The sequence below is a fragment of the Citrobacter sp. 506 genome (genome assembly GCF_050434985.1).
Taxonomy (GTDB): domain Bacteria; phylum Pseudomonadota; class Gammaproteobacteria; order Enterobacterales; family Enterobacteriaceae; genus Citrobacter; species Citrobacter braakii.
Map to the genome: position 1 here is coordinate 200,819 of NZ_JBNDJN010000003.1, position 19,274 is coordinate 220,092.

Sequence of the window (19,274 nt, forward strand, 5' to 3'; positions counted from 1 at the left end):
ACAGGCCCTCCTTAATGGATTCAGGGGTGAGTGTAGATAATCAGCTCAAATCATTCATCCGCTTTATGAGCCCAGGCGGGCATTGCCGTCAGATAACGTTTTGCACGCTTCTGTGCTTCTTCCGGGCCGACTTTTTGCCAGGAATCAAGGAAGCTGGCTAAGCCTGATACCGCTTCTTCCCAGGGTTTAAGATTGCCGTTGCTGTCGCAGCAGTACGCACAATATTGATCGCTGGCACTGTCCGCATCGGGTGCCGACATCGGCATTCCGCAAGCCTGGCAGAACTGCTCATGTTGTGACATATGATGCTCCTTATGGTGATATCCTGATTAATAAACATACTGAATATGTATTGTGCAGGTGATGCATCAGATCAAAGCAAAGGCGAAGCCCCGGTATCTCCGGTCAGAAATACCGGGAACCTGTTGTTACCTGGCGATGAGCGCGAACACGCCCCAGCCAAAGTATTCCCGCGCGTACGTTACGTGGCGTTTCGGCGAGATTTTTAGCTCGGCCCTGACTTCGGCGGCGAAGTCGTCGTCAGGATTGGCTTCCAGCCAGCGGCGCATGGTCAGCCATTTCGCGGCCTCATACCGGTCCCAGCCTTCCTGGTCCGCCAGTACCATTTCCACCACGTCGTAGCCGAGGTCGTCAAACGCGCTGACAAGCCCTGGAAGTGTAAGAAAATCGCTTGTCGAGCTGACGCCACAGGCCAGGGCTATCTCGTCCGTTGCCGGTACCTGACGCCAGTAGGGTTCGCCGATAAGCATGATCCCGCCCGGTTTCAGGCTTTGCGCCAGCAGTTCAACCGTCCCGGCAAACCCACCGGCAATCCATGTCGCGCCAACGCAGGCGGCCACATCGCATTTCTCTTCTGCCACATATCCGGCGGCGTCGTTATGAATGAAATGAACCCGGCTGCTGACGTCGAGTTCTTCTGCGCGGCGTCTGGCCTGCTCGCTGAACAACTGGCTCATGTCGATACCGACCCCGGTAATGGCGTGATCGCGGGCCCAGGTACAGAGCATTTCCCCCGAGCCGCTGCCGAGGTCAAGAATGCGGGTACCCGGCTTCATGCGCAGCACGCGACCCAGCGTGGCGTACTTCTCTTCGGTGAACGGGTTGTGGATGCGGTGTTCGCTTTCACTGATGGTAAAAATACGTGGGATATCCATTATTTAATTCCTGTTATTGGGTTAAGCACCAAAAAGGGCACAACAAGATTGTTATTCACGCCAGTGCTCCGGTTTCATCAGGGCCTGCGCGCACTGGATGTGGCCGGTCACGTTCATGGGCTGAGCGGTGAGTGATTGCATCATCCAGCAGGCTTTGTGCTCCTCCGGGATGGGATAAGGTGCCGGATAGCCTTTGTCTCCGGCACAGGGCTCAAATCCATGTCTGGGGTAATAGGTGGCGTGGCCGAGAACAAATACCGTCTGGCAGCCCATCAACCTCAGGTGCTCAATGCCAGTGCTTATCAACCGTCCTCCCACGCCCATTCCCTGGTATTCCGGTATGACCGCCAGGGGAGCGAGGATATGCATCAGAGGTGAATCCATTTCTCCTTTGAAGGTCGCCCGGGTAAATAAAATATGCCCGACGGCTTTACCTTTATGTCGGGCCAGCAGCGATAACGCAGGGTGCTCGCTTTTATCTTCAAGTAAAGACGCCACTAAATCGGCTTCTTTGCTGAAGCCAAATGCGCGGGTTTCGACTTCCCGGATATCACTGGCATCACTTTCGTCTGTGATATGAAAAGTGAAGTGGTGTGCTGTCATAGAAACTCTCCTTAGCGATTATCGAGCTGTGCGCGAACATTATTGAGCCCGGTGGTGTTGATGCGATAGGGCTGGCCGTTAACGGACTTGATAAGTTTTTTGGTTTTGAGTTTTTTGAAGGTGACGAGGGTGCAGTCGGTGAGCAACAGCCCTTCGCGGGTGTAGCATTCAACGGCGGTGACGCGGCCAGACGTATCACGAACGTACGCAATACGGCCACCTTTGGCGAGAACGTGTAAGGTACGTTGTTCCTGACGGGATAAATTCATACTGGAAAACCTGTTTAATCATCATGTGCAAAACGTGCAAACACATAGCGGTGTCCGCATTCGATTTCGGCGCATTGATAATCAGTCCGGCCTGAAAAGGTCGGTAAGCTGATTATCGGATGATTACATTCTCCAGCATCAAAGCCTCGGGTAGAGTTGAAAGGTATTTACGGAGCGAATAATAACACGTAGTTTTAGCAGGGATATGTTTCAGTAGAAAAAGTGTGATGTACTTCGGAAATCGAACGCCAGCTCATTTACTGAAAAAAGGCAGGTGCACTGACGAATGCAGGTTTTAGTACCCCTTATATGGCCTCATTGGCTTTTCCCCTCCGGAGGTTATTCTCCTTTTGTTAAATCCAGAACATAAATATGCTCACCCTCTTCGATGCCTGAAAAGTTGAAGCCAATCCTGATAAGTAATTTTATTGAAAGGGTATTTTCCGGATTCACACCGGCTTTGATGAGTGAAAAACCGTTCTCTTTTATCCAGTCGATCGTGGCGGTAATTGCTTCAATTGCATATCCCTGGCGAGCATAAGCGGGACTGATGGTATAGCCGAGCCAAAACACATCGCATTGCTGACGTAAATAAATATCACCAATCAAAACCTGCGTCAGCTTGTTGACAATGGCCAATTGAATACCGCGAGCAGGTGTAAGAACTCCCAGCAACTCTGCTTCATAGTCCTCTTTTGTTAGCCCCTTAAATCCCTGATATTTCATCCACTCAGCATCATTACGATACACCATAAAACTTTCAATTTCGTGTGACTGAAATGGTCGAATGATGCATCTTGACGATATTATTTGCATAAGGCTTCCTGTTTAGTGATTCTCCTGCCCCAGTCTCTGCGACTACAAGAGTTACCGCCTGACGCTATGCCCGACGGCTACTCTCTGACTATGTCCGGTGCGTCGCCGCTTTCATACACAACACGAAAACTGTCAGTTTGATGTTCAACCCTCATCGGCATAGAACACAAACGCCAGCTTATTCCCGTCCGGATCGCGTACATAGGCACTATGGAATCCCTGTCCGTATTGTGGCCTGTGCCCCGGTGTACCTTCATCCCTGGCGCCCAGACTGATAGCAAGTTCGTACAACTGCTGGATGTGTTCAAACGAGTGGGTATTCAGTGCGACCATCGTGCCATTACCAACGCTCGCTGGTTGCTGGTTAAAGGGCCTGCCGACGCACAATCCGATGGTATGGTTATTGCAGAACGTCCCCCAGGATGCGCCTTCTTCATTACGGCCTGCCTTTGGATGTCCAAGCAATTCCATCAGCGGATCGTAGAATCTTATGGCGCGCTCTAGATCGTTAGTACCCAGCATCACGTAAGAAAACATAAACCCTCCTTAATCTCTTTTGCATTATTGCTCCTGGCAGCCTACCGGTGATACTGACAGCCCCTGGTGCTGCTTGCCCAGTTTAAGCAGACCGGAAACCAATAGATGACGGCTATACCGGCTAGCAGTGCCGCGTAGTGGAAGGTCATCCTGCCGCCAGCAGAAAGTAAATCCATCGAGTTGCATCACCGGAAAGAGTAAATGCGCTCTAAGCAAGAATACAGGCGGATATCGGCATCTCATAGGCCTGACAAAACTGTTCGTGCTATGTCATAACACGCACCTTCTGTCGTTTAATTGTCTACTAAATATACAGATTTGCTGCGCGGCGTTTAGCGGGTCAGATCAAGAGATGCTGCTGATAACATTATGAATATTGACTCAACTCATATGTCCAATGAATGCCGCTTTGATAGTCTTACTGTATCTCTTTGGTCGTTGACAGGATTGTAACGTTGGAAATCTTTTTTTAACCCGCTGAAAAATAACTCTTAAATATTTTTCATACAAAAAATTCATGGTCCGTTCAGTACGGATCCGATTTTGTATTGGTTAAAAAAGGTACGTTATGAAAGTTACATGGACTGTCACGCCTGTGGGGTATCAGCGCATTGCGAAACGATGCCCTTCTTGCAAGATTAAACGGGACTTCACGGCGTCAGGTGCATTTCGGGTTAATTCTCAAAAGAAGCTTCTGGATGTATGGAGTATCTATAAATGCACGCACTGCGATTACACCTGGAATATCTCCCTGTTTTCTCGTCTGCACGTTAGAAAAATTGACCGCCAGCTTTATCATCGGCTAATGACAAACGATGCCGCCACGGTACAGCACTTTGCAAGTGATATCGCGACGCTGAAGCGGAACAACGCAGAGCTATCGGGTCGGCTTGGCTTTACCGTTCAGGAGCGCTGGCAGTTAAGCATCACCGCCCACCAGCGGGTTCGCGTTAGTGTCAGGATCTCCCGTTCATTTCAGGTAAGTCTGCTGTCGATTTTGAAGCAACAGCTCATGCTGAGTGCAGGTGAAATTCTGAAAGGGGTTGAGGCAGGGCAGATCAGCGGCGTTACGATGAAGATGCTTAAATCGAGAAAGCTGAAGGCAGCGGAATATGAATTCCAGCTGTCTGCGGAAACGTTATATGCCAGGCGCAGGATTGTTCTGACGCATCGTTAAAAACATGAAGCTCCCCTGAGGTAATAAACGCCCGTGTGGTAGCGGTTCAACATAATGCCAAATAGGCCGGGGATAGGGGAGCTTCAGTTTTTCAGCTTCAGAATGGAGAACTTTAGTGAATGGGGTGATAAACGATATCGCTTGAATTGAGCCGAGTCTGAATGGTGCTTTAAGGATTGGGGTATCGGCAAAGGCGTAGCTTAATTGAATGGGTTGTATCATTGGCCGCGCGAATCCGTAATGCGCTGCTGTAACCATAATTCGACTTCGCTTTGCTTCCAGCGGGAACTGCGGCCCAGCTTAATTGGTCTCGGAAACAGGCCATCTTTTATCAGCTTGTAAAACCATTTATCTGTCAGCCCCGTTAGCTTCGTGATGAACCGCATATCCACCAGTTGATCATCGAGCAAAGAAATTTGTTCTGTCATGATGCTGTCTTCCATTGTGGGTTTATCCTGAGCTGGTGGGTGATTGCTCGTTACCACCAGCCCTTCCACATCAATGGATTGATACGTAAAAAAGTGCAGAACGTGAGTTATAGCGTGCGAGGACGCCCCAGTCCGCTGGGTGGCGGTACCTCACTGGCTCCGTAGTGATAGTGACCGTGCTTTTGTTCTTCTTTGGCAAGGTAGCTGATGATGTAGCGCAGGTTATCGATGGCTTCGGTATCATCGTAGTTCACTGGCCTATCAATACTGACTTCATAAGCGGGCTTGTATTCGCAGCGGTTGTAATAGCCTTCTCGTTGCGTGATTTCCCGCCATATTGTTCCGACTCTCTCAGCTATTGGGTAGGTAGCCTGATTAAGGTGCCTGTCGAGATAGAACACGATATGGGCATGGCACCCGTGGTCTACAGAGTTCTCGAGCACCCAGAAATACCCAGCCAGATTTGTGTGCTGCAGGGTGCGTTCAACCAGCATGCGCACCTCTCGCTCTGTTTCGTTCCATGAATGACGTTTAAAGCGCTCTGTACCTTTTTGATAGAACAGGTCGAGTCTGAGTGCCTGTATTCGGGAGTATCGGTTCAGTAGCTGATTCAGGTGGTCATTGAGTAGAGACAGTAGAAACCAGTTCATCGTATATTTGGGGTTAAAGGGGTAAGGTGTGTGCATTGATTTATCCTTTGTCTGGAGGAGTACAAAGGATTGGGATGAGATGTAATTTTTAAGAGAAGCGGGGATACGGCAGATACAGGGAGCCGTGTATCCAGGGGAATACAGGCAGGGTTGCTTGTTGGGGGAAGGAGCTATGGACAGGGTGGTATAGAAACAGGGAGTTCCCCTTAATTATACTAAAAACCCAAATGTTCATATCTGCTGGTGAACGATTCTAATGAGGTGAACAGAGGAGGATCCTAGAGTAAAAATCACAGGAATAACGCAGTAAAACATCAGAGTATTATCACAATAAAATCAGTAAGATATCAGTTAAAAATCAGTCATCCTTCAGGTCTGTGACCCGACTCCACCAACCAAAAAGGTACTCATGCTAATCTGTTTTTGGGAGTCAGAAACAGAGGGAAAGGCGATGTTGCATTACGATATGATCCGCAGCGAGATAATGTACCTAAAAGCGCTGGATAGTTTTTTCAATACAGATCACTCGTTACTGTGCAGTACTTATAATACGCCGGATGATTTTCGACGCTTGATCTCTCAGATACTTGAACGACATTTTCTTGGCGATCAGGACAGAATCAAAGCTGCGCGGAAAATACTTAAAGAATGGGCCGACCTGCAACTGATTGATAAAGATTATTTTGATTGTTTCAAAGGTTCAACAAGAGCATCGTGGTTTGCTCACCATTATATTTTTGAATACCCAGTAAAATCTGCAGGGTTGACACTTGGTGGATTGGGGAATGACGTCGGTTGTGCAGGTGGTTTTAATTCTCTTTTAATGGACGACAATATCTTCACAAATCTTGATTTCTCTAATTTGAATATTGATTTGGACGATATTGATTGGGATCTGATAACTAATCCACAGGCTACCGCTTCGAAAAAACCGAAACGTGTTTTCTCCCGATTTTATCTGAACGCGGGAGCAAGTACCTATCTGTACAACCCCACTCCGGTAACTGAGCGTGAACTGATCAACGGTATAATGAGGTACATTGATGAAGCTCCATGCTCCCTTGGAGATAAGATCTCTTATTTCAAAAAGCTGCATGATCGGTGGCTTGAGCAATACGATTTTTTTCTGACAGACTTTGACTGGATGTCCCGCGATGATGAAACTCAGTTAGTATATCTCTGGGACTATCTCAAAGGAAAAAAACGAATAGCAGGCTATCTTCGCCCATATAACACGTCTATGCGTTATGACATGATTATTGCGGCTATAGATGTGTGGAATGTCCAGCCTGAAGAGAAGCTGGAGTTTATTGAGAAGATGAAACATGCATGGCAGGCATCAAAATCTTATCGGCGATCCGCTAAATAGCTTTATGATCTCAGTGGTTTGTTCGTCTGATTTCTCTGTATTGTTATGTATCTGAATCGACCAAGGTTCTATAGCTACCTTTCTCTTGTCCCGTTATGTACAGAGCACATAGTCGAGGTATGGAAATTAGAACGTTTACTTCTGGCTCGAAGCATACAAGCTAGCTCTGAAGGTCCGCTATGAGCTGTGAGTTCAATGGGTCGATGCAACGCTATCCTCAATCAAGGGGGACGTTGTCATGAAACGAAGAACTCGGATTAACTACACGCCAGAGCAGAAGGCAATTATCTGGGACAGATATAAGCAAGGTGATTCCCTGCATGATATCGCCAGAATGTTCGACAGATATCATTCTTCCATTATGCCCACTATCCACCAGACAGGTGGCTACCGTCCTCCTGTGCGAAAACGGCACCGATTAGCGCTTTCGCTTGATGAAAGAGAGGAGATATCCAGAGGGCTGGTAGCAAAACTCAGTATCAGGGATATCGCCGCCAAATTATCAAGAGCGCCCTCAACGATTAGCCGCGAGGTCAGGAGGCACGGTGGTGCAAAACAATACCGTGCAGCAAAAGCCGATACTGCTGCATGGGAAAATGCGCGGAGACCAAAACCTTGCAAGCTAATTGAAAGCCCCGCATTGTGTAAAATCATTGCAGAGAAGATGCATCAGGACTGGTCGCCGGAACAGATCGCCGGTTGGCTGAAACGCTGTTATCCGGATAATCAGGAAATGCATGTGTCACACGAAACGATTTATAAAACGCTTTTTATACAAACCCGGGGGGCATTAAAAAAAGAGCTGCAGCAATGCCTCAGAAGCGGAAGAGCGGTTCGTAGATCCAGAACGTCATCGCTTAAAGGGAAAGGGTTAGGATCAATCCCGGATGCGATACCAATAAGCGAAAGGCCACCTGAAGTTGCAGACAGAGCCATACCAGGTCACTGGGAAGGCGACCTGATTCAGGGCTCGAAAAACTCCTATATCGTCACTCTCGTAGAACGTCATTCCCGTTTTGTTATGCTGGCGAAGATCAGAGACAACAAGACCATAACGGTTATCTCTGCACTCATCAGACAAGCCCGGGAATTACCTGTTGAGCTTTATAAAACACTAACATGGGATCGGGGGGCTGAAATGACCAGCCACACCCGATTTACTGTAGCGACAGACATTCAGATTTATTTCTGTGATCCTCAATCTCCCTGGCAACGCGGCTCAAATGAAAATACAAACAGATTACTCAGGCAGTATTTTCCAAAAGGAACTGACTTATCGGTTCACAGCCAACAAAGACTAAACAGTGTTGCCAGACAGCTCAACGAGAGGCCGAGAAAAACGCTAAACTATGAATCACCCGCAGAGCGATTCAATCAGTGTGTTGCATCCATCGGTTGAACTCACAACGAGAAGCGGACGTACAGGAAATCACTACACCCATTGTCGATATCCCACTCACTGTTCCAATTCAGTCATCGCCAACTCGGCAACTTTTATAGTTGTTGAAACCGTATCGTTACTTGAGAGGGACCAGGCGGTTGAAAGACCACACCATGCAATTATCCATTTGAGCATGCGTTCTCTGTCCAGATCAGCCATCCTGGTGACGATACTTAGACGCTGTTTAAATGTCTCCGGTACAGTCGCAACAGGAGGTACTGGATTACCAAGATCCGGATTAGTAAAAATATTAGCAAAGTCGAACCCGCGTTCACCTATTAGCCCTTTAGGATCAATGGCAAGCCAGCCAGATGTTTCAAAATCAAGCACATTTTCGTGATGTAAGTCACCATGCAATACAACCACATCTCGTGGAGAAGAAAGCAATTCTTCTGAAATTTCTGCGCAACGTGTCAGGATACCACCATACTTCAAGGCTGCTGGTTTTAGAGGATTAAACCATTCATGTAATGGCGTAAGCTGGGGCAACGGTGTTTTTACGAATGTATGAAGTCGGTTCGCAGTAATACACAAAATACGGCAAGCTGCATCATCCTTATCTCCACGGGACATTGCTGATAAAGACGCGGAACCAGTTGCTCTTGAGAGAAGAATTGCTTCATTTTCATGTGCAATCACTTGTGCCGCACCATTCCCTTCCCACCATGCCATTAGTGCATTACCGGCTTGTTCATCAGTATCATCCGTAACTTTTAACATAGCTTTAATACCATGTGCTGCTGTTTTGACCGGATATAACTGGGATGTATGAGTTATAAATGGAGTGCCATCAGGAATAAGGTTCCATCGATTTAGCCAGGGTTTTAACTTGAACGTATCCATAAAGTCTTCTTTAACATCCTTACAATTAAAGTGGGAAACTGGCATGCATTCAGGCATTTTAACCCATAGATGAAGCGCTTTCCTGCATGCTGTTTTCTAGTAAGGCAACTTCCGCTCATGGCACGAAGCGAACGAGCTTAAGGTCCGCTGTGAGCGAGAGGCGGACGTTATGAGACGTGTATAACATGTAGTATAAATACAAGATTCGATTATTTGCTTTCTTAACTTAAAATAAGTACAGAAAATACTTGCTTACGTAAGTTCTTTTAAGTTATATCTGCTCATTATTATTTAATAATAGGTCATTAATGCAAATAAATAAGGTGATTGTATGTTACATAAGAAAACAACACAAGAAAATGTAGCTTTTGGACTTGCTGTACTTAACTACTATCTTCGTTTCAATTCTAAAGCAAATTTACAGGACGCTAATGTAAGTTCAGAGGAATTGATAAGTAATTTAGTAAATATTCTGAATGGTCATAATTTTATCTGCACATCGGAAATTTCAGCAAATTATCCAGGAATAGATGCTATAGATAAAATAAATAGACTAGGACTCCAGATAACACATACAAAAACCAATTCAAAAATTAATAAAACAATAGATAAAATTCGCGACAACAAAGTTAACAATGACATTGGTGTACTATATTTCTTCATTACATCAAGAAGACAGAAGAAATACACGATCACAGCACAATGCCCAAATCTAAACGTCACAGTAAATAACATACTAGACTTTGATTCCCTGGCTGAACTGCTTTCGCAAAATCAGAATAAACTGGCTCAAGCAGAAGCAGAACTTATTAAAGCAATGCCTCGTCTCTACCAAGATGGAAAAGCACGATATGAGGTTATGTTTAATAGTATTCTTGTGGCTAGGAAGGAATTAGATAGAAGAGTATTCACTGCTGACAAAATTTTAGAAGAACCTGAAGAAATGCTTTCATCCCTTAGGGAAGTCAGAATCGTTATACAAAAAACAGGCATAATGAATGAAGCTAATTCTGTTGTATCTTCTTCATTTAAAAAAATAATCAACATTATAAATGACGCAGAGAGTCAAATTGCAAAAAAATACACGAGTGGATATAAAAAATATAGGGCCGGGATTTTTCCCTCGTGGGATTATCCTGATAAAGGAGATTGTTTGAACATTTTAATGGGAATAAGAAAAGACGTTTTAGACCAAATAGATAATGTTGACATTGAGATCAATAAACTGAAAGGGTTTCTTGGGATACAGTAACATTTAAATTTAACAATGCTTTATTAGCAATCTATTAATATGTAATAAGGTACAATTGGCGGGCAAGACAAATGTCCGCTTTTAGCACGAAGGTGGCAAGCTAACAGATGCCTAAGTCCACGGACGACGTAAAGCGGACATGTCGTCCGTAAAAAAACATTACCAAGATCTAAAATTTATAATGCAAGCTTTTTTTATCTAGCACTTTAAATTGCATTCAATTGAATGCAATTTTTCTAGAAAAAATTATCGATAATCTTCATCAAAATGAATTTTGACTTAATAAAAATTTTTATAGATTAACGCCCGCCGTTGATAAAATCGATGCCCTCTGTTTATCTTCACATTTATAACAAGCAAAATATTTAATTCTTTCCATATCTCCAGTAACATACGCGTCACAATGTGGACAGTTTATTGCAGACCATCCACGATCAAAACATGAAACGCAACTCCACTGTCCTTCAATGTAAAAAACAGAATCAGGGGTATGTTGACATTGATGACATCCAGCAATGACATCTCCACCAGGTTCCCACCAATCATCACCTGTTTTATACTTTGCTTTACACATTCTAATTAATAAATTTGTGTCTATTTTGTGGTTACATGTCGGACATTTATTAACATCATGGCTAAAAAACTCAAAAGGATTACCACATTGAGGACAATCTAGTGTATCCCGAACCTTTTCCAAAGCTACACCTTGTGATTCGCATACCAAGCATTCATAATCATCTCCCCACTTATGATTTTGATTAACTATGCCTGCAGGTAGATTACATTGATTGCAATTTACAACCTTTATTCCTTTTTTTCTATTTATTTCAATTTGTTGAGAGAGTTCAGTAAATCGTGCATTTAGAAACTCTTTCTGAGTGAGCATTCTTCTATGAATACGTTCTATGCTTTTCTGATGATCTATAAAAATGTCTTTCCAATCTACCGATAAGAGGTGATATAAATAATGCCAAGAAGACCATTGCTGCGCTACAACACCAGCTTTATTTGCTTTCTGATTTGAATATTCTGTATGTGCGAAATGAACAATTTGATTTCTGTGCTCACCCAACGCTTTGAAATTATCTATAATTTTATCATTAAGATTTATACCGAGAATAGTTCTTAGTCGCTTAACTGCTGCATCAAGGTAAACCGATTTAAAGTCACCCACACTAAAATTTTGACTATGTGCATTCCCTGGATCTTCTAATATAAGAGTCCAATGCTCTCGCATCAATCTTGCTTTTAAAAAAAGTTCAATAGCAGTATAAAAATCAATAATTGAGTTTTTAGGTCTTTTATCCAAATTATCAATTGATGCATCTAAAAAATCAATAGCATTAATTACTAATGATTTAAATAGCTCCTCATTTGACTGAGGTTTTTGTATAACAAATTTTCGAGCCATGCTTTATCCTCAAATTTAAATTTTTCTATCTAACACTACTCTAACGTTAAGTAACTGTGGTTATTATTTATCATGTAACGAAAAATATTTCAAACATCATATTGAAGATACATTAGAACAGAGCTTTACGTATTTAAACTTCTAATAGCAAATTATTCTATGAATCTATACTTTACAACTTTTTTATAACGCTGCCATGTCCGCTCTTGGCACTAAGCGGACATCGTTTAGTTCTAGACTGCACAAAGTCCTTTACGTGCTAATCTAAAATTCCAAATAATTTCAGATAGATATTATCTCCGTGAATCCCTGCCTTCCTGACTGGAAAGCGGGGTTTTTTATTTTTCACGCTGAGACTACTGTATGAATAAACCTGACGGCCTTCAGGCCTTTGAACAACCGCTCGCGTCGCTTCCGCGCACGCTTCGCCAGCTTATTCTTGAACGTATCCAGAACCTGACTCACTACGAGCCGGTGATTGGCATCATGGGCAAAAGTGGTGCTGGTAAATCCTCTCTCTGCAACGAACTTTTCCGGGGCGAGGTGTCTCCGGTGAGTGACGTGAACGCCTGTACTCGCGACGTACTGCGCTTCCGGCTGCGCAGCGGTCGTCACAGTCTGGTGATTGTCGATTTACCGGGGGTAGGTGAAAACGGGTGGCGGGATCACGAATACCGTGCCCTGTACCGTCGTATGCTGCCGGAGCTGGACCTGGTGCTGTGGGTCATTAAGGCCGATGATCGGGCACTAACTGTGGACGAGCAGTTCTGGCACGGTGTGATGCAACCTTACAGGCAAAAGGTACTGTTTGTGATTAACCAGGCCGACAAAATCGAACCCTGTCATGAATGGGATACCCTCACCAGCAAGCTTTCACCGCACCAACTGGAAAATCTTAAAGCGAAGCAGGCAGCGATTATGGCGATGTTTAAACTGCATCATCCGGTCTGTGTGGTGTCCGCCCGCACTGGATGGGGCATTGAGGAGATGGTGGCAGCCATGATGCGCTGTCTGCCTGACCGCGCCACCAGCCCGGTGGTGACACAACTGCAAGGGAGACTCTGCACAGAGCCGGTAAAGTCGCAGGCCCGTGACAGTTTCGGTGACGCTGTGGGCCGGGTTTTTGATACGGTTGAGTCATCGTCATTCCTGCCTGCGCCACTGAAAACGGTGATTCGTACCGTGCGTGATGCGGTGGTGTCGGTCGCACGGGCCGTCTGGGACTGGATATTCTTCTGATATCGCAATTTTCTCTGCGAATGATGAACTGGTTGTTAATGATTTGTTGATTGTGGACACGTCCTTTCCACTGCGTTTTATCATCAATTAAATCAGGGGAAGCATCATTGTCTGTCAGACGAGCGCCCACAAGGCTGGACTGCTCATAAAAAATAGTTCCGATGTTGTCCATACCCTGTCCACTCCTTCCTTTAAAGTAATCAGTATTAATTCAGAGAGTTAACTTCTCAGGAGAAATCTTTCATGACGCTTCAGGAGCGGCGACATGACCGGCTTGCTGTCAGGTTGTCGTTGATTATTAGCCGCCTGGTGTCCGGTGAAACTCTGTTTATTCGCAAACTGGCAACTGAATTCGGGGTGTCAGAGCGCACGCTGCGTCGTGACTTTCGGGAACGTCTGATGTATCTCGACCTGGATTATTACCAGGGGCAGTGCAGTCTGCGCTCGGATATTCACAGTACGCGGCAGGAAATAGATATTCTGACCTTTGCTCACCGCACGGGGCTGGCCGGGGTTTTCCCTGGCTTTGACCGGCGACTGATCAGCAGCCTGCTGGACTGTGATGATCGACCCTGTCTGGTATGGCATCAGGACAGACCTCATCCCCCGGCAGGAAAGCTCTGCTTCTACAGGCTGGTCAGAGCTATTTCGGGATGTCAGCGCATCACCGTTCTGACTGAAGGGGAGCGTCATGAGGCCATCGCACCTTACCGGCTAATCGCTCTTGACGGTTACTGGTATCTTGTCGCTGAACATAACAGGCAATTACGAGTCTTCCGGCTGGATGAGATTCATCTGGTAAGGCCATCGCGGGAAACATTTATTCGCAGTGAGCTTCTCTATCAGCTGTCGGAGGACAAACATTTTATCTCTGCCTTACCTCATTTCCGTTTTATTCAGCAGTCGCTGAATTCATTTTCTCCATCAGAAAGTCGGGGGCAATCCGGACAAACTGATTAGAGATGGTCTCCACAATTGAATGTAAGGTTAATCTAATGAAAAAATTGAAATTATTGTCTTTACTGCCAGTCATGTTTTTTCCCTTACTTATCGCAGGTAATGCTCACGCAGCACGTCCTTATAGCGGGTTCCTGCCTGCGGTAGTGAATAATAAAAGTGGAAATATATTCTGGTGTGATGCCCACCGACAGGTCAGAAAACTGTGTACAGCGACGGAAGTGGATTCAATGGGATGGTTTATTGTTGTTCGCTCGAAACCTTCCAGAGATTGTCCGGGGGGAATATGGGGGTGGATCACTCCCAGTAAAGACGATGTGGCAACAGGGTATACCATTACGCCAGGTAAAGAATTCAATCTCACCATGAAGGATATGTGCAGTCCCGATATGAAAGTAACGTTCCGCCCGAATAAAAAGGACCCTCGTTATGACGATCTTGTCGGGATTTATGCTGGAAAAGAAGCGTTTCGCTACAAACAAATAAAATAATCCAACTTTTTTTTCATTACTTTATTGTTTTAAACAACAAAAGCTTTATTACATGATTTGAGGACAACATTATGCGACTGCCTTACGTAATATTTACATTAGCTATGCTGGCTTCTGTATCAACAGCACAGGCTATTCCCAATATGTGGACGAGTGGTTTTGGGATGGGCGTGACCGAATATATCATTACCAGCCCGGAGAAGGTGGTGTTTAATCTGAACTGTACTGGCAATCCGGATGCGCAGAATATTCTGCAACACGGTGTTGATCTCACTCTGCCTGATGGAACATCAGTAAGTTCTCATGACGACGGGACGGAAATAACGGTCGTCATTGATAACAGTCAGTTCTCATTACCTTCATCCCTCGGCTGGAGGAATGGCGATAATGCCTGGGTGTCATTTATTGACGCACTGGGGCAGGCAGCAAATTTCGATGTTTATGTCAGCGATAAAAAAGTAGGCACTTTCAGTCCGGGTCTGAAGAATACGCAAAAAGAGCTGTCTGACCTCAGTGAGTGCCGGACCACACACTACAGCGATTAGTTACTTACATTTCAGTCCTCTCCACCTCGCAACACACCAGCACCAGATAGCAACAGGCCATGCTCCTTCGGGAACATGGCCTTTTTGTTTTTATTTCATTATCAGATAAGGAGTTAGCTATGCGATTAGCCAGCCGCTTTGGTCGTATAAACCAGATACGCCGTGACCGGCCTCTGACCCACGAAGAGCTGATGAGTCATGTCCCCAGTGTGTTCGGGAGTGACAAGCATGAATCTCGTTCAGACAGGTACACCTACATCCCGACCATTACCATCCTCAAAAGCCTGCAGCGCGAAGGTTTTGAGCCGTTCTTTGCATGCCAGACAAAGGTTCGCGACCAGAGCAAGCGGGAACACACCAAACACATGCTTCGCCTGCGTCGTGCCGGTCAACTGACCGGACATCAGGTGCCGGAAATCATTTTGCTCAACAGCCATGACGGCTCATCAAGCTACCAGATGTTGCCGGGGCTATTTCGAGGCGTCTGTACCAACGGTCTGGTCTGCGGACAGTCATTTGGCGAAGTGCGGGTACCACATAAAGGGAATGTTGTTGAGAAGGTGATTGAAGGGGCTTACGAAGTGCTCGGTGTGTTTGACCGGGTGGAGGAGAAGCGCGATGCAATGCAGTCACTGGCACTGCCGGAACCAGCCCGGAACGCCCTGGCGAATGCCGCGCTGAAGTATCGCTTTGGTGAAGACCACCAGCCGGTCACGGTATCGCAGTTGCTGACCCCACGTCGCCGGGAGGACTACAGCGATGACCTGTGGACCGTATACCAGCGCGTGCAGGAGAACCTGATGAAAGGAGGTCTGTCAGGGCGAACCGCTCAGGGGAAAAGCAGCCGCACCCGTGCTGTTATCGGCATTGACGGCGATGTGAAACTCAATCGCGCCCTGTGGGTTATGGCAGAAAACATGCTCGAATTTTTCGGGCGTTAAACAACCGTTCCGGCATAAGGAGATAGTTTAATGGATACCCACAACCCTGAGTTTGCTGAGCAGGCAGCAATTACTGCCTCGGTAGTCGCTGACGAGTTACGTATCGGCTTCTGGCCAAAGCGCTTTGGATCTATCCCACAATGGATAACCCTTGAGCCCCAAATATTTGGCTGGATGGATCGTCTGTGCGCTGATTACAGCGGCGGCGTCTGGAGCTTTTACACACTCAGCAACGGCGGCGCATTTATGGCTCCGGAGCCCGACGGTGAGAAGTGGACGTTGTTCAACCCGATGAATGGAAACGATGCGGAGATGAGCGGAGAGGCTGCCGGTATAGCGGCCTGCCTGATGGCATACAGCCACCACGCTTGTCGCACCGAATGTGACGCGATGACTGAGCACTATTATCGCTTACGTGACTACGCGCTAAACCATCCGGAATGCAGCGCCATTATGCATCTAATCGACTGAGTAATACCTGACATGAATATCGCATTATCCCCGGTATCATCACAGCCTGAACTTTTTCCGCTGGCGGTTATGGCTCAACATGATTACCTGCTTACCGCGACATCCGGATTAACACCCTATGCTCAACGGACCATCCGACGCGCTACCAATCTGCTGGATAAATATCTGCGCCAGCCCGGTATATCCTTTACCTCAAGTACTGCTGCCCGTGACTGGCTTCGGTTACAGCTGGCAGGACAAGAACGAGAAGTGTTTATGGTGCTCTATCTCGATAACCAGCATCGTTTACTGGAGAGTGAAACGCTATTTGCCGGTTCGATTAACCATGTGCAGGTCCATCCCCGTGAGGTAGTGAAATCAGCGCTTCGTTTCAATGCTGCGGCCGTTGTGTTGGCGCATAACCATCCATCCGGTGATCCGGAGCCCAGCCAATGTGACCGCAACATTACGGGCAGGCTTAAAGAAGCGCTGGCACTGGTTGATGTGAACACACTCGATCATCTGGTTATCGGTTCAGATGGAATTGTGTCGTTTGCAGAGCGAGGCTGGATATGAGGGCACTTCAATGAAATCTACTGACTCAGAGAACGATTCATTTCTCAAGTGGGGTCTGAATCGTAATTTGACACCTTGCTTTGGCGCTCGTCTGGTACAGGAGGGAAACCGGCTGCACTATCTGGCTGACCGGGCCAGTATCACCGGTAAGTTCAGCGAAGCAGAATGTCTTAAGCTAGATGTGGCATTCCCGCATTTTATCAGCCAGATGGAATCGATGCTGACTACTGGTGAAATGAATCCTCGCCATGCCCACTGTGTCACCCTGTACCACAATGGTTTCACCTGCGAAGCCGATACCCTTGGCAGTTGCGGCTACGTATACATCGCCGTTTACTCCACCCATCGTTAACTACTTTCACAAGAGCAAATATGAAAACTCTACCTGCAACAAATCCGCAGGCGGCGAAGCTATGTCTGTCGCCCGTGGCTGTCTGGCAAATGCTGCTTGCACGCCTGCTGGAACAACATTATGGCCTGACACTCAATGACACGCCATTCAGTGATGAAACGGTAATTCAGGAACATATCGATGCCGGTATATCTTTGGCCGATGCCGTTAATTTTCTGGTGGAAAAGTACGGGCTGGTTCGTATTGATCGTAGGGGATTCAGCTGGCAAGAACAGTCCCCATATCTGCGGGCAGTCGATATTCTGCGGGCGCGGCAGGCAACTGGTTTATTGAAAAGAAATCGTATTAGCGCGGCACGGTGAACATTGGGAATAGCCTTCCTGATTCACACTGCAGCTTTCCTTACTTATTTAATTTACTCATTTCAAAAAGCACCTGCCGATGCTGGTTGGTGCTTTTACTTATATGGACGAAATATCATGCAAATAGAAGCTGTAATTTTAATTGGGCACATCATCGCAAAACACAATCCGGGAATGCTGGGCCGTCGTTGTTGATGGTTTTGACGCATACTACGAACAAGCTTATGATCCAGCATAATTTCTTTTCCTCATGAAGGGACGGGTATGGGCAACAGAATGTGGATGATCCGCGGTGACGGCGGCAAGCTCTATGACGATTTTCGCGATAAGCAAATTGTAGGCATCGGTTGGTCTCAGCTGGCTCCATTAGTCAAACCCGGCCTGTCTCGAGCCCAGTTACTCGCCTTATACCAGGAGGCTGATCCCTTAACAAAGCTCGGAACAGCCCGTTCTGGCGCATCGCAGGTCTGGCGTTTTGTGAATGAGATCCAAAAGGGTGATTGGGTTATTACCTATTCGCCAGCCAACCGTACTTATTTGCTAGGCAAAGTTACTTCAGACTTCCAGTATCATCCTGAATGGGTGGAAGAGGGGATGGGTATCGCTCGGCAGGTTAAATGGAATACTCAAGAAATCGACCGCGATAGACTGTCTGTTGCTACCAAAAACACATTGGGTTCTACGCTGACGGTTTTCCAGCTTCCAGAATATGCGCTAGAAGAGCTTTTACAGGATAAGAAACCCACTATAGATGTGATTACTCAGAATCCAGTTGCGATGGATGAAGATGAGGTTGTTTCTGATCCGCTTCGCGATATGGAAATGCTGGCGTTTGAGGGTATCAAAGATCGTATCAACTCTCTTGACTGGGATGAGATGCAAAATCTTGTTGCCGGAGTTTTACGCAGTATGGGCTATAAAACGCAGGTCTCACCTGCGGGAGCCGATCGGGGTAAAGACATCATTGCTTCACCCGATGGATTCGGTTTTGAAAATCCACGAATTATCGTTGAGGTAAAACATCGTAGGGAGCAAATGGGGAGTCAGCAGATTCGCAGCTTTATCGGCGGTCGCCATAAAGACGATCGCGGGCTTTATGTCAGTACGGGGGGCTTTACGAAAGATGCTCGCTATGAAGCCGACCGCTCGACGATACCTCTGACGCTCTGGACGCTTGATGATCTCGTCCGTGCGCTTATTGAGAACTACGAGCAAGTCGATATCGAGACCAAACTTTTGGTGCCTCTGAAGAAAACTTTCCTGCCTGCCTGAATCTTGCTTTGATAGCCATATCGGTGTTCTACTGATATGGCTTTATACCCACTCGCAATGTCTATTTTTTGTACGGTTTTTAACTTGTGGGTACAAGTGCGGGTATAACTATTTATTC

General features: G+C 46.3%; 23 protein-coding genes and 1 pseudogene. 14 read left to right on the forward strand and 10 right to left on the reverse strand.

Annotation, left to right across the window (positions count from 1 at the left end):
• Positions 1-50 precede the first annotated feature (50 nt).
• The 6 genes and pseudogenes from ABIE10_RS13910 to ABIE10_RS13935 form a co-directional block, all read right to left on the reverse strand.
• Positions 51-302 (reverse strand): zinc ribbon domain-containing protein, encoded by a 252-nt coding sequence (locus tag ABIE10_RS13910; protein WP_185922537.1) that lies wholly within the window; start codon positions 300-302, stop codon positions 51-53.
• Between the two features lie 126 nt (positions 303-428).
• Positions 429-1,175: an SAM-dependent methyltransferase gene (locus tag ABIE10_RS13915; protein ID WP_185922538.1), complete on the reverse strand. Its 747-nt coding sequence runs from the start codon at positions 1,173-1,175 to the stop codon at positions 429-431.
• Between the two features lie 55 nt (positions 1,176-1,230).
• Positions 1,231-1,778: pseudogene (locus ABIE10_RS13920) on the reverse strand (GNAT family N-acetyltransferase).
• Between the two features lie 11 nt (positions 1,779-1,789).
• A complete protein-coding gene (locus tag ABIE10_RS13925) occupies positions 1,790-2,047 on the reverse strand; it encodes a YjhX family toxin (protein WP_185922542.1) in 258 nt (85 codons plus the stop codon).
• A 339-nt stretch (positions 2,048-2,386) separates the two neighbouring features.
• Entirely contained in the window at positions 2,387-2,863 is a 477-nt protein-coding gene (locus ABIE10_RS13930) for a GNAT family N-acetyltransferase (protein WP_072413939.1), read from the reverse strand.
• A 144-nt stretch (positions 2,864-3,007) separates the two neighbouring features.
• Entirely contained in the window at positions 3,008-3,400 is a 393-nt protein-coding gene (locus ABIE10_RS13935; protein WP_185922543.1) for a VOC family protein, read from the reverse strand.
• A 568-nt stretch (positions 3,401-3,968) separates the two neighbouring features.
• Between ABIE10_RS13935 and ABIE10_RS13940 the strand changes: the two genes are divergently transcribed.
• Positions 3,969-4,577: a DUF1062 domain-containing protein gene (locus ABIE10_RS13940; protein WP_060175524.1), complete on the forward strand. Its 609-nt coding sequence runs from the start codon at positions 3,969-3,971 to the stop codon at positions 4,575-4,577.
• Positions 4,578-4,795: 218 nt separating this feature from the next.
• Here ABIE10_RS13940 and ABIE10_RS13945 read toward each other — a convergent pair whose 3' ends face one another.
• Both ABIE10_RS13945 and ABIE10_RS13950 read right to left on the reverse strand, forming a co-directional pair.
• Complete coding sequence (locus ABIE10_RS13945; RefSeq protein WP_169330505.1) at positions 4,796-5,005, reverse strand: helix-turn-helix transcriptional regulator; 210 nt, start codon at positions 5,003-5,005, stop codon at positions 4,796-4,798.
• A 107-nt stretch (positions 5,006-5,112) separates the two neighbouring features.
• On the reverse strand, positions 5,113-5,691 hold the full coding sequence (locus ABIE10_RS13950; RefSeq protein WP_185922545.1) for a YagK/YfjJ domain-containing protein: 579 nt from the start codon (positions 5,689-5,691) through the stop codon (positions 5,113-5,115).
• Positions 5,692-6,106: 415 nt separating this feature from the next.
• Between ABIE10_RS13950 and ABIE10_RS13955 the strand changes: the two genes are divergently transcribed.
• Positions 6,107-7,024, forward strand: coding sequence for a hypothetical protein (locus tag ABIE10_RS13955; protein WP_060175526.1), 918 nt, complete (start codon positions 6,107-6,109; stop codon positions 7,022-7,024).
• A 238-nt stretch (positions 7,025-7,262) separates the two neighbouring features.
• Positions 7,263-8,423: an IS30 family transposase gene (locus tag ABIE10_RS13960; RefSeq protein ID WP_429156070.1), complete on the forward strand. Its 1,161-nt coding sequence runs from the start codon at positions 7,263-7,265 to the stop codon at positions 8,421-8,423.
• Between the two features lie 57 nt (positions 8,424-8,480).
• Here ABIE10_RS13960 and ABIE10_RS13965 read toward each other — a convergent pair whose 3' ends face one another.
• Complete coding sequence (locus tag ABIE10_RS13965) at positions 8,481-9,308, reverse strand: aminoglycoside phosphotransferase family protein (RefSeq protein ID WP_059305036.1); 828 nt, start codon at positions 9,306-9,308, stop codon at positions 8,481-8,483.
• 331 nt (positions 9,309-9,639) lie between these two features.
• On the opposite strand from ABIE10_RS13965, the gene ABIE10_RS13970 reads away from it, so the two are divergent.
• Positions 9,640-10,560, forward strand: a complete 921-nt coding sequence (locus ABIE10_RS13970) for an SMEK domain-containing protein (protein WP_429156073.1) — start codon at positions 9,640-9,642, stop codon at positions 10,558-10,560.
• 292 nt (positions 10,561-10,852) lie between these two features.
• Here ABIE10_RS13970 and ABIE10_RS13975 read toward each other — a convergent pair whose 3' ends face one another.
• Positions 10,853-11,971 (reverse strand): hypothetical protein, encoded by a 1,119-nt coding sequence (locus ABIE10_RS13975; RefSeq protein WP_429156075.1) that lies wholly within the window; start codon positions 11,969-11,971, stop codon positions 10,853-10,855.
• Positions 11,972-12,334: 363 nt separating this feature from the next.
• Between ABIE10_RS13975 and ABIE10_RS13980 the strand changes: the two genes are divergently transcribed.
• The 10 genes from ABIE10_RS13980 to ABIE10_RS14025 all read left to right on the forward strand — a co-directional run bounded on the left by ABIE10_RS13980 (position 12,335) and on the right by ABIE10_RS14025 (position 19,156).
• Entirely contained in the window at positions 12,335-13,210 is an 876-nt protein-coding gene (locus tag ABIE10_RS13980) for a GTPase family protein (protein WP_185922548.1), read from the forward strand.
• 243 nt (positions 13,211-13,453) lie between these two features.
• Positions 13,454-14,170: a helix-turn-helix transcriptional regulator gene (locus ABIE10_RS13985; protein WP_012543038.1), complete on the forward strand. Its 717-nt coding sequence runs from the start codon at positions 13,454-13,456 to the stop codon at positions 14,168-14,170.
• Between the two features lie 35 nt (positions 14,171-14,205).
• Positions 14,206-14,658 (forward strand): hypothetical protein, encoded by a 453-nt coding sequence (locus tag ABIE10_RS13990; RefSeq protein WP_060175534.1) that lies wholly within the window; start codon positions 14,206-14,208, stop codon positions 14,656-14,658.
• A gap of 71 nt (positions 14,659-14,729) precedes the next feature.
• Positions 14,730-15,203 (forward strand): hypothetical protein, encoded by a 474-nt coding sequence (locus tag ABIE10_RS13995; protein WP_060175535.1) that lies wholly within the window; start codon positions 14,730-14,732, stop codon positions 15,201-15,203.
• Between the two features lie 119 nt (positions 15,204-15,322).
• Positions 15,323-16,144 (forward strand): DUF932 domain-containing protein, encoded by an 822-nt coding sequence (locus ABIE10_RS14000; RefSeq protein WP_197799527.1) that lies wholly within the window; start codon positions 15,323-15,325, stop codon positions 16,142-16,144.
• Between the two features lie 30 nt (positions 16,145-16,174).
• Positions 16,175-16,615 (forward strand): antirestriction protein, encoded by a 441-nt coding sequence (locus ABIE10_RS14005; protein WP_060175537.1) that lies wholly within the window; start codon positions 16,175-16,177, stop codon positions 16,613-16,615.
• 12 nt (positions 16,616-16,627) lie between these two features.
• Positions 16,628-17,170, forward strand: a complete 543-nt coding sequence (gene radC / locus ABIE10_RS14010; RefSeq protein ID WP_017880113.1) for a RadC family protein — start codon at positions 16,628-16,630, stop codon at positions 17,168-17,170.
• Between the two features lie 10 nt (positions 17,171-17,180).
• Positions 17,181-17,522 (forward strand): type IV toxin-antitoxin system YeeU family antitoxin, encoded by a 342-nt coding sequence (locus ABIE10_RS14015; RefSeq protein WP_060175538.1) that lies wholly within the window; start codon positions 17,181-17,183, stop codon positions 17,520-17,522.
• A gap of 20 nt (positions 17,523-17,542) precedes the next feature.
• Positions 17,543-17,884: a TA system toxin CbtA family protein gene (locus ABIE10_RS14020; protein ID WP_185922550.1), complete on the forward strand. Its 342-nt coding sequence runs from the start codon at positions 17,543-17,545 to the stop codon at positions 17,882-17,884.
• 264 nt (positions 17,885-18,148) lie between these two features.
• Complete coding sequence (locus ABIE10_RS14025; protein ID WP_001757896.1) at positions 18,149-19,156, forward strand: restriction endonuclease; 1,008 nt, start codon at positions 18,149-18,151, stop codon at positions 19,154-19,156.
• Positions 19,157-19,274: the final 118 nt, after the last annotated feature.

Coding starts and splice junctions, on each gene's coding strand:
- ABIE10_RS14000 (WP_197799527.1), top strand. CDS start 15,323: ATGCGATTAGCCAGCCGCTTTGGTCGTATAAACCAGATACGCCGTGAC.
- ABIE10_RS13960 (WP_429156070.1), top strand. CDS start 7,263: ATGAAACGAAGAACTCGGATTAACTACACGCCAGAGCAGAAGGCAATT.
- ABIE10_RS13925 (WP_185922542.1), bottom strand. CDS start 2,047: ATGAATTTATCCCGTCAGGAACAACGTACCTTACACGTTCTCGCCAAA.
- ABIE10_RS13950 (WP_185922545.1), bottom strand. CDS start 5,691: ATGCACACACCTTACCCCTTTAACCCCAAATATACGATGAACTGGTTT.
- ABIE10_RS13910 (WP_185922537.1), bottom strand. CDS start 302: ATGTCACAACATGAGCAGTTCTGCCAGGCTTGCGGAATGCCGATGTCG.
- ABIE10_RS13940 (WP_060175524.1), top strand. CDS start 3,969: ATGAAAGTTACATGGACTGTCACGCCTGTGGGGTATCAGCGCATTGCG.
- ABIE10_RS13990 (WP_060175534.1), top strand. CDS start 14,206: ATGAAAAAATTGAAATTATTGTCTTTACTGCCAGTCATGTTTTTTCCC.
- ABIE10_RS13970 (WP_429156073.1), top strand. CDS start 9,640: ATGTTACATAAGAAAACAACACAAGAAAATGTAGCTTTTGGACTTGCT.
- radC (WP_017880113.1), top strand. CDS start 16,628: ATGAATATCGCATTATCCCCGGTATCATCACAGCCTGAACTTTTTCCG.
- ABIE10_RS13915 (WP_185922538.1), bottom strand. CDS start 1,175: ATGGATATCCCACGTATTTTTACCATCAGTGAAAGCGAACACCGCATC.
- ABIE10_RS14005 (WP_060175537.1), top strand. CDS start 16,175: ATGGATACCCACAACCCTGAGTTTGCTGAGCAGGCAGCAATTACTGCC.
- ABIE10_RS13985 (WP_012543038.1), top strand. CDS start 13,454: ATGACGCTTCAGGAGCGGCGACATGACCGGCTTGCTGTCAGGTTGTCG.
- ABIE10_RS14020 (WP_185922550.1), top strand. CDS start 17,543: ATGAAAACTCTACCTGCAACAAATCCGCAGGCGGCGAAGCTATGTCTG.
- ABIE10_RS13995 (WP_060175535.1), top strand. CDS start 14,730: ATGCGACTGCCTTACGTAATATTTACATTAGCTATGCTGGCTTCTGTA.
- ABIE10_RS13980 (WP_185922548.1), top strand. CDS start 12,335: ATGAATAAACCTGACGGCCTTCAGGCCTTTGAACAACCGCTCGCGTCG.
- ABIE10_RS13945 (WP_169330505.1), bottom strand. CDS start 5,005: ATGACAGAACAAATTTCTTTGCTCGATGATCAACTGGTGGATATGCGG.
- ABIE10_RS13975 (WP_429156075.1), bottom strand. CDS start 11,971: ATGGCTCGAAAATTTGTTATACAAAAACCTCAGTCAAATGAGGAGCTA.
- ABIE10_RS14025 (WP_001757896.1), top strand. CDS start 18,149: ATGGGCAACAGAATGTGGATGATCCGCGGTGACGGCGGCAAGCTCTAT.
- ABIE10_RS13955 (WP_060175526.1), top strand. CDS start 6,107: ATGTTGCATTACGATATGATCCGCAGCGAGATAATGTACCTAAAAGCG.
- ABIE10_RS14015 (WP_060175538.1), top strand. CDS start 17,181: ATGAAATCTACTGACTCAGAGAACGATTCATTTCTCAAGTGGGGTCTG.
- ABIE10_RS13930 (WP_072413939.1), bottom strand. CDS start 2,863: ATGCAAATAATATCGTCAAGATGCATCATTCGACCATTTCAGTCACAC.
- ABIE10_RS13935 (WP_185922543.1), bottom strand. CDS start 3,400: ATGTTTTCTTACGTGATGCTGGGTACTAACGATCTAGAGCGCGCCATA.
- ABIE10_RS13965 (WP_059305036.1), bottom strand. CDS start 9,308: ATGGATACGTTCAAGTTAAAACCCTGGCTAAATCGATGGAACCTTATT.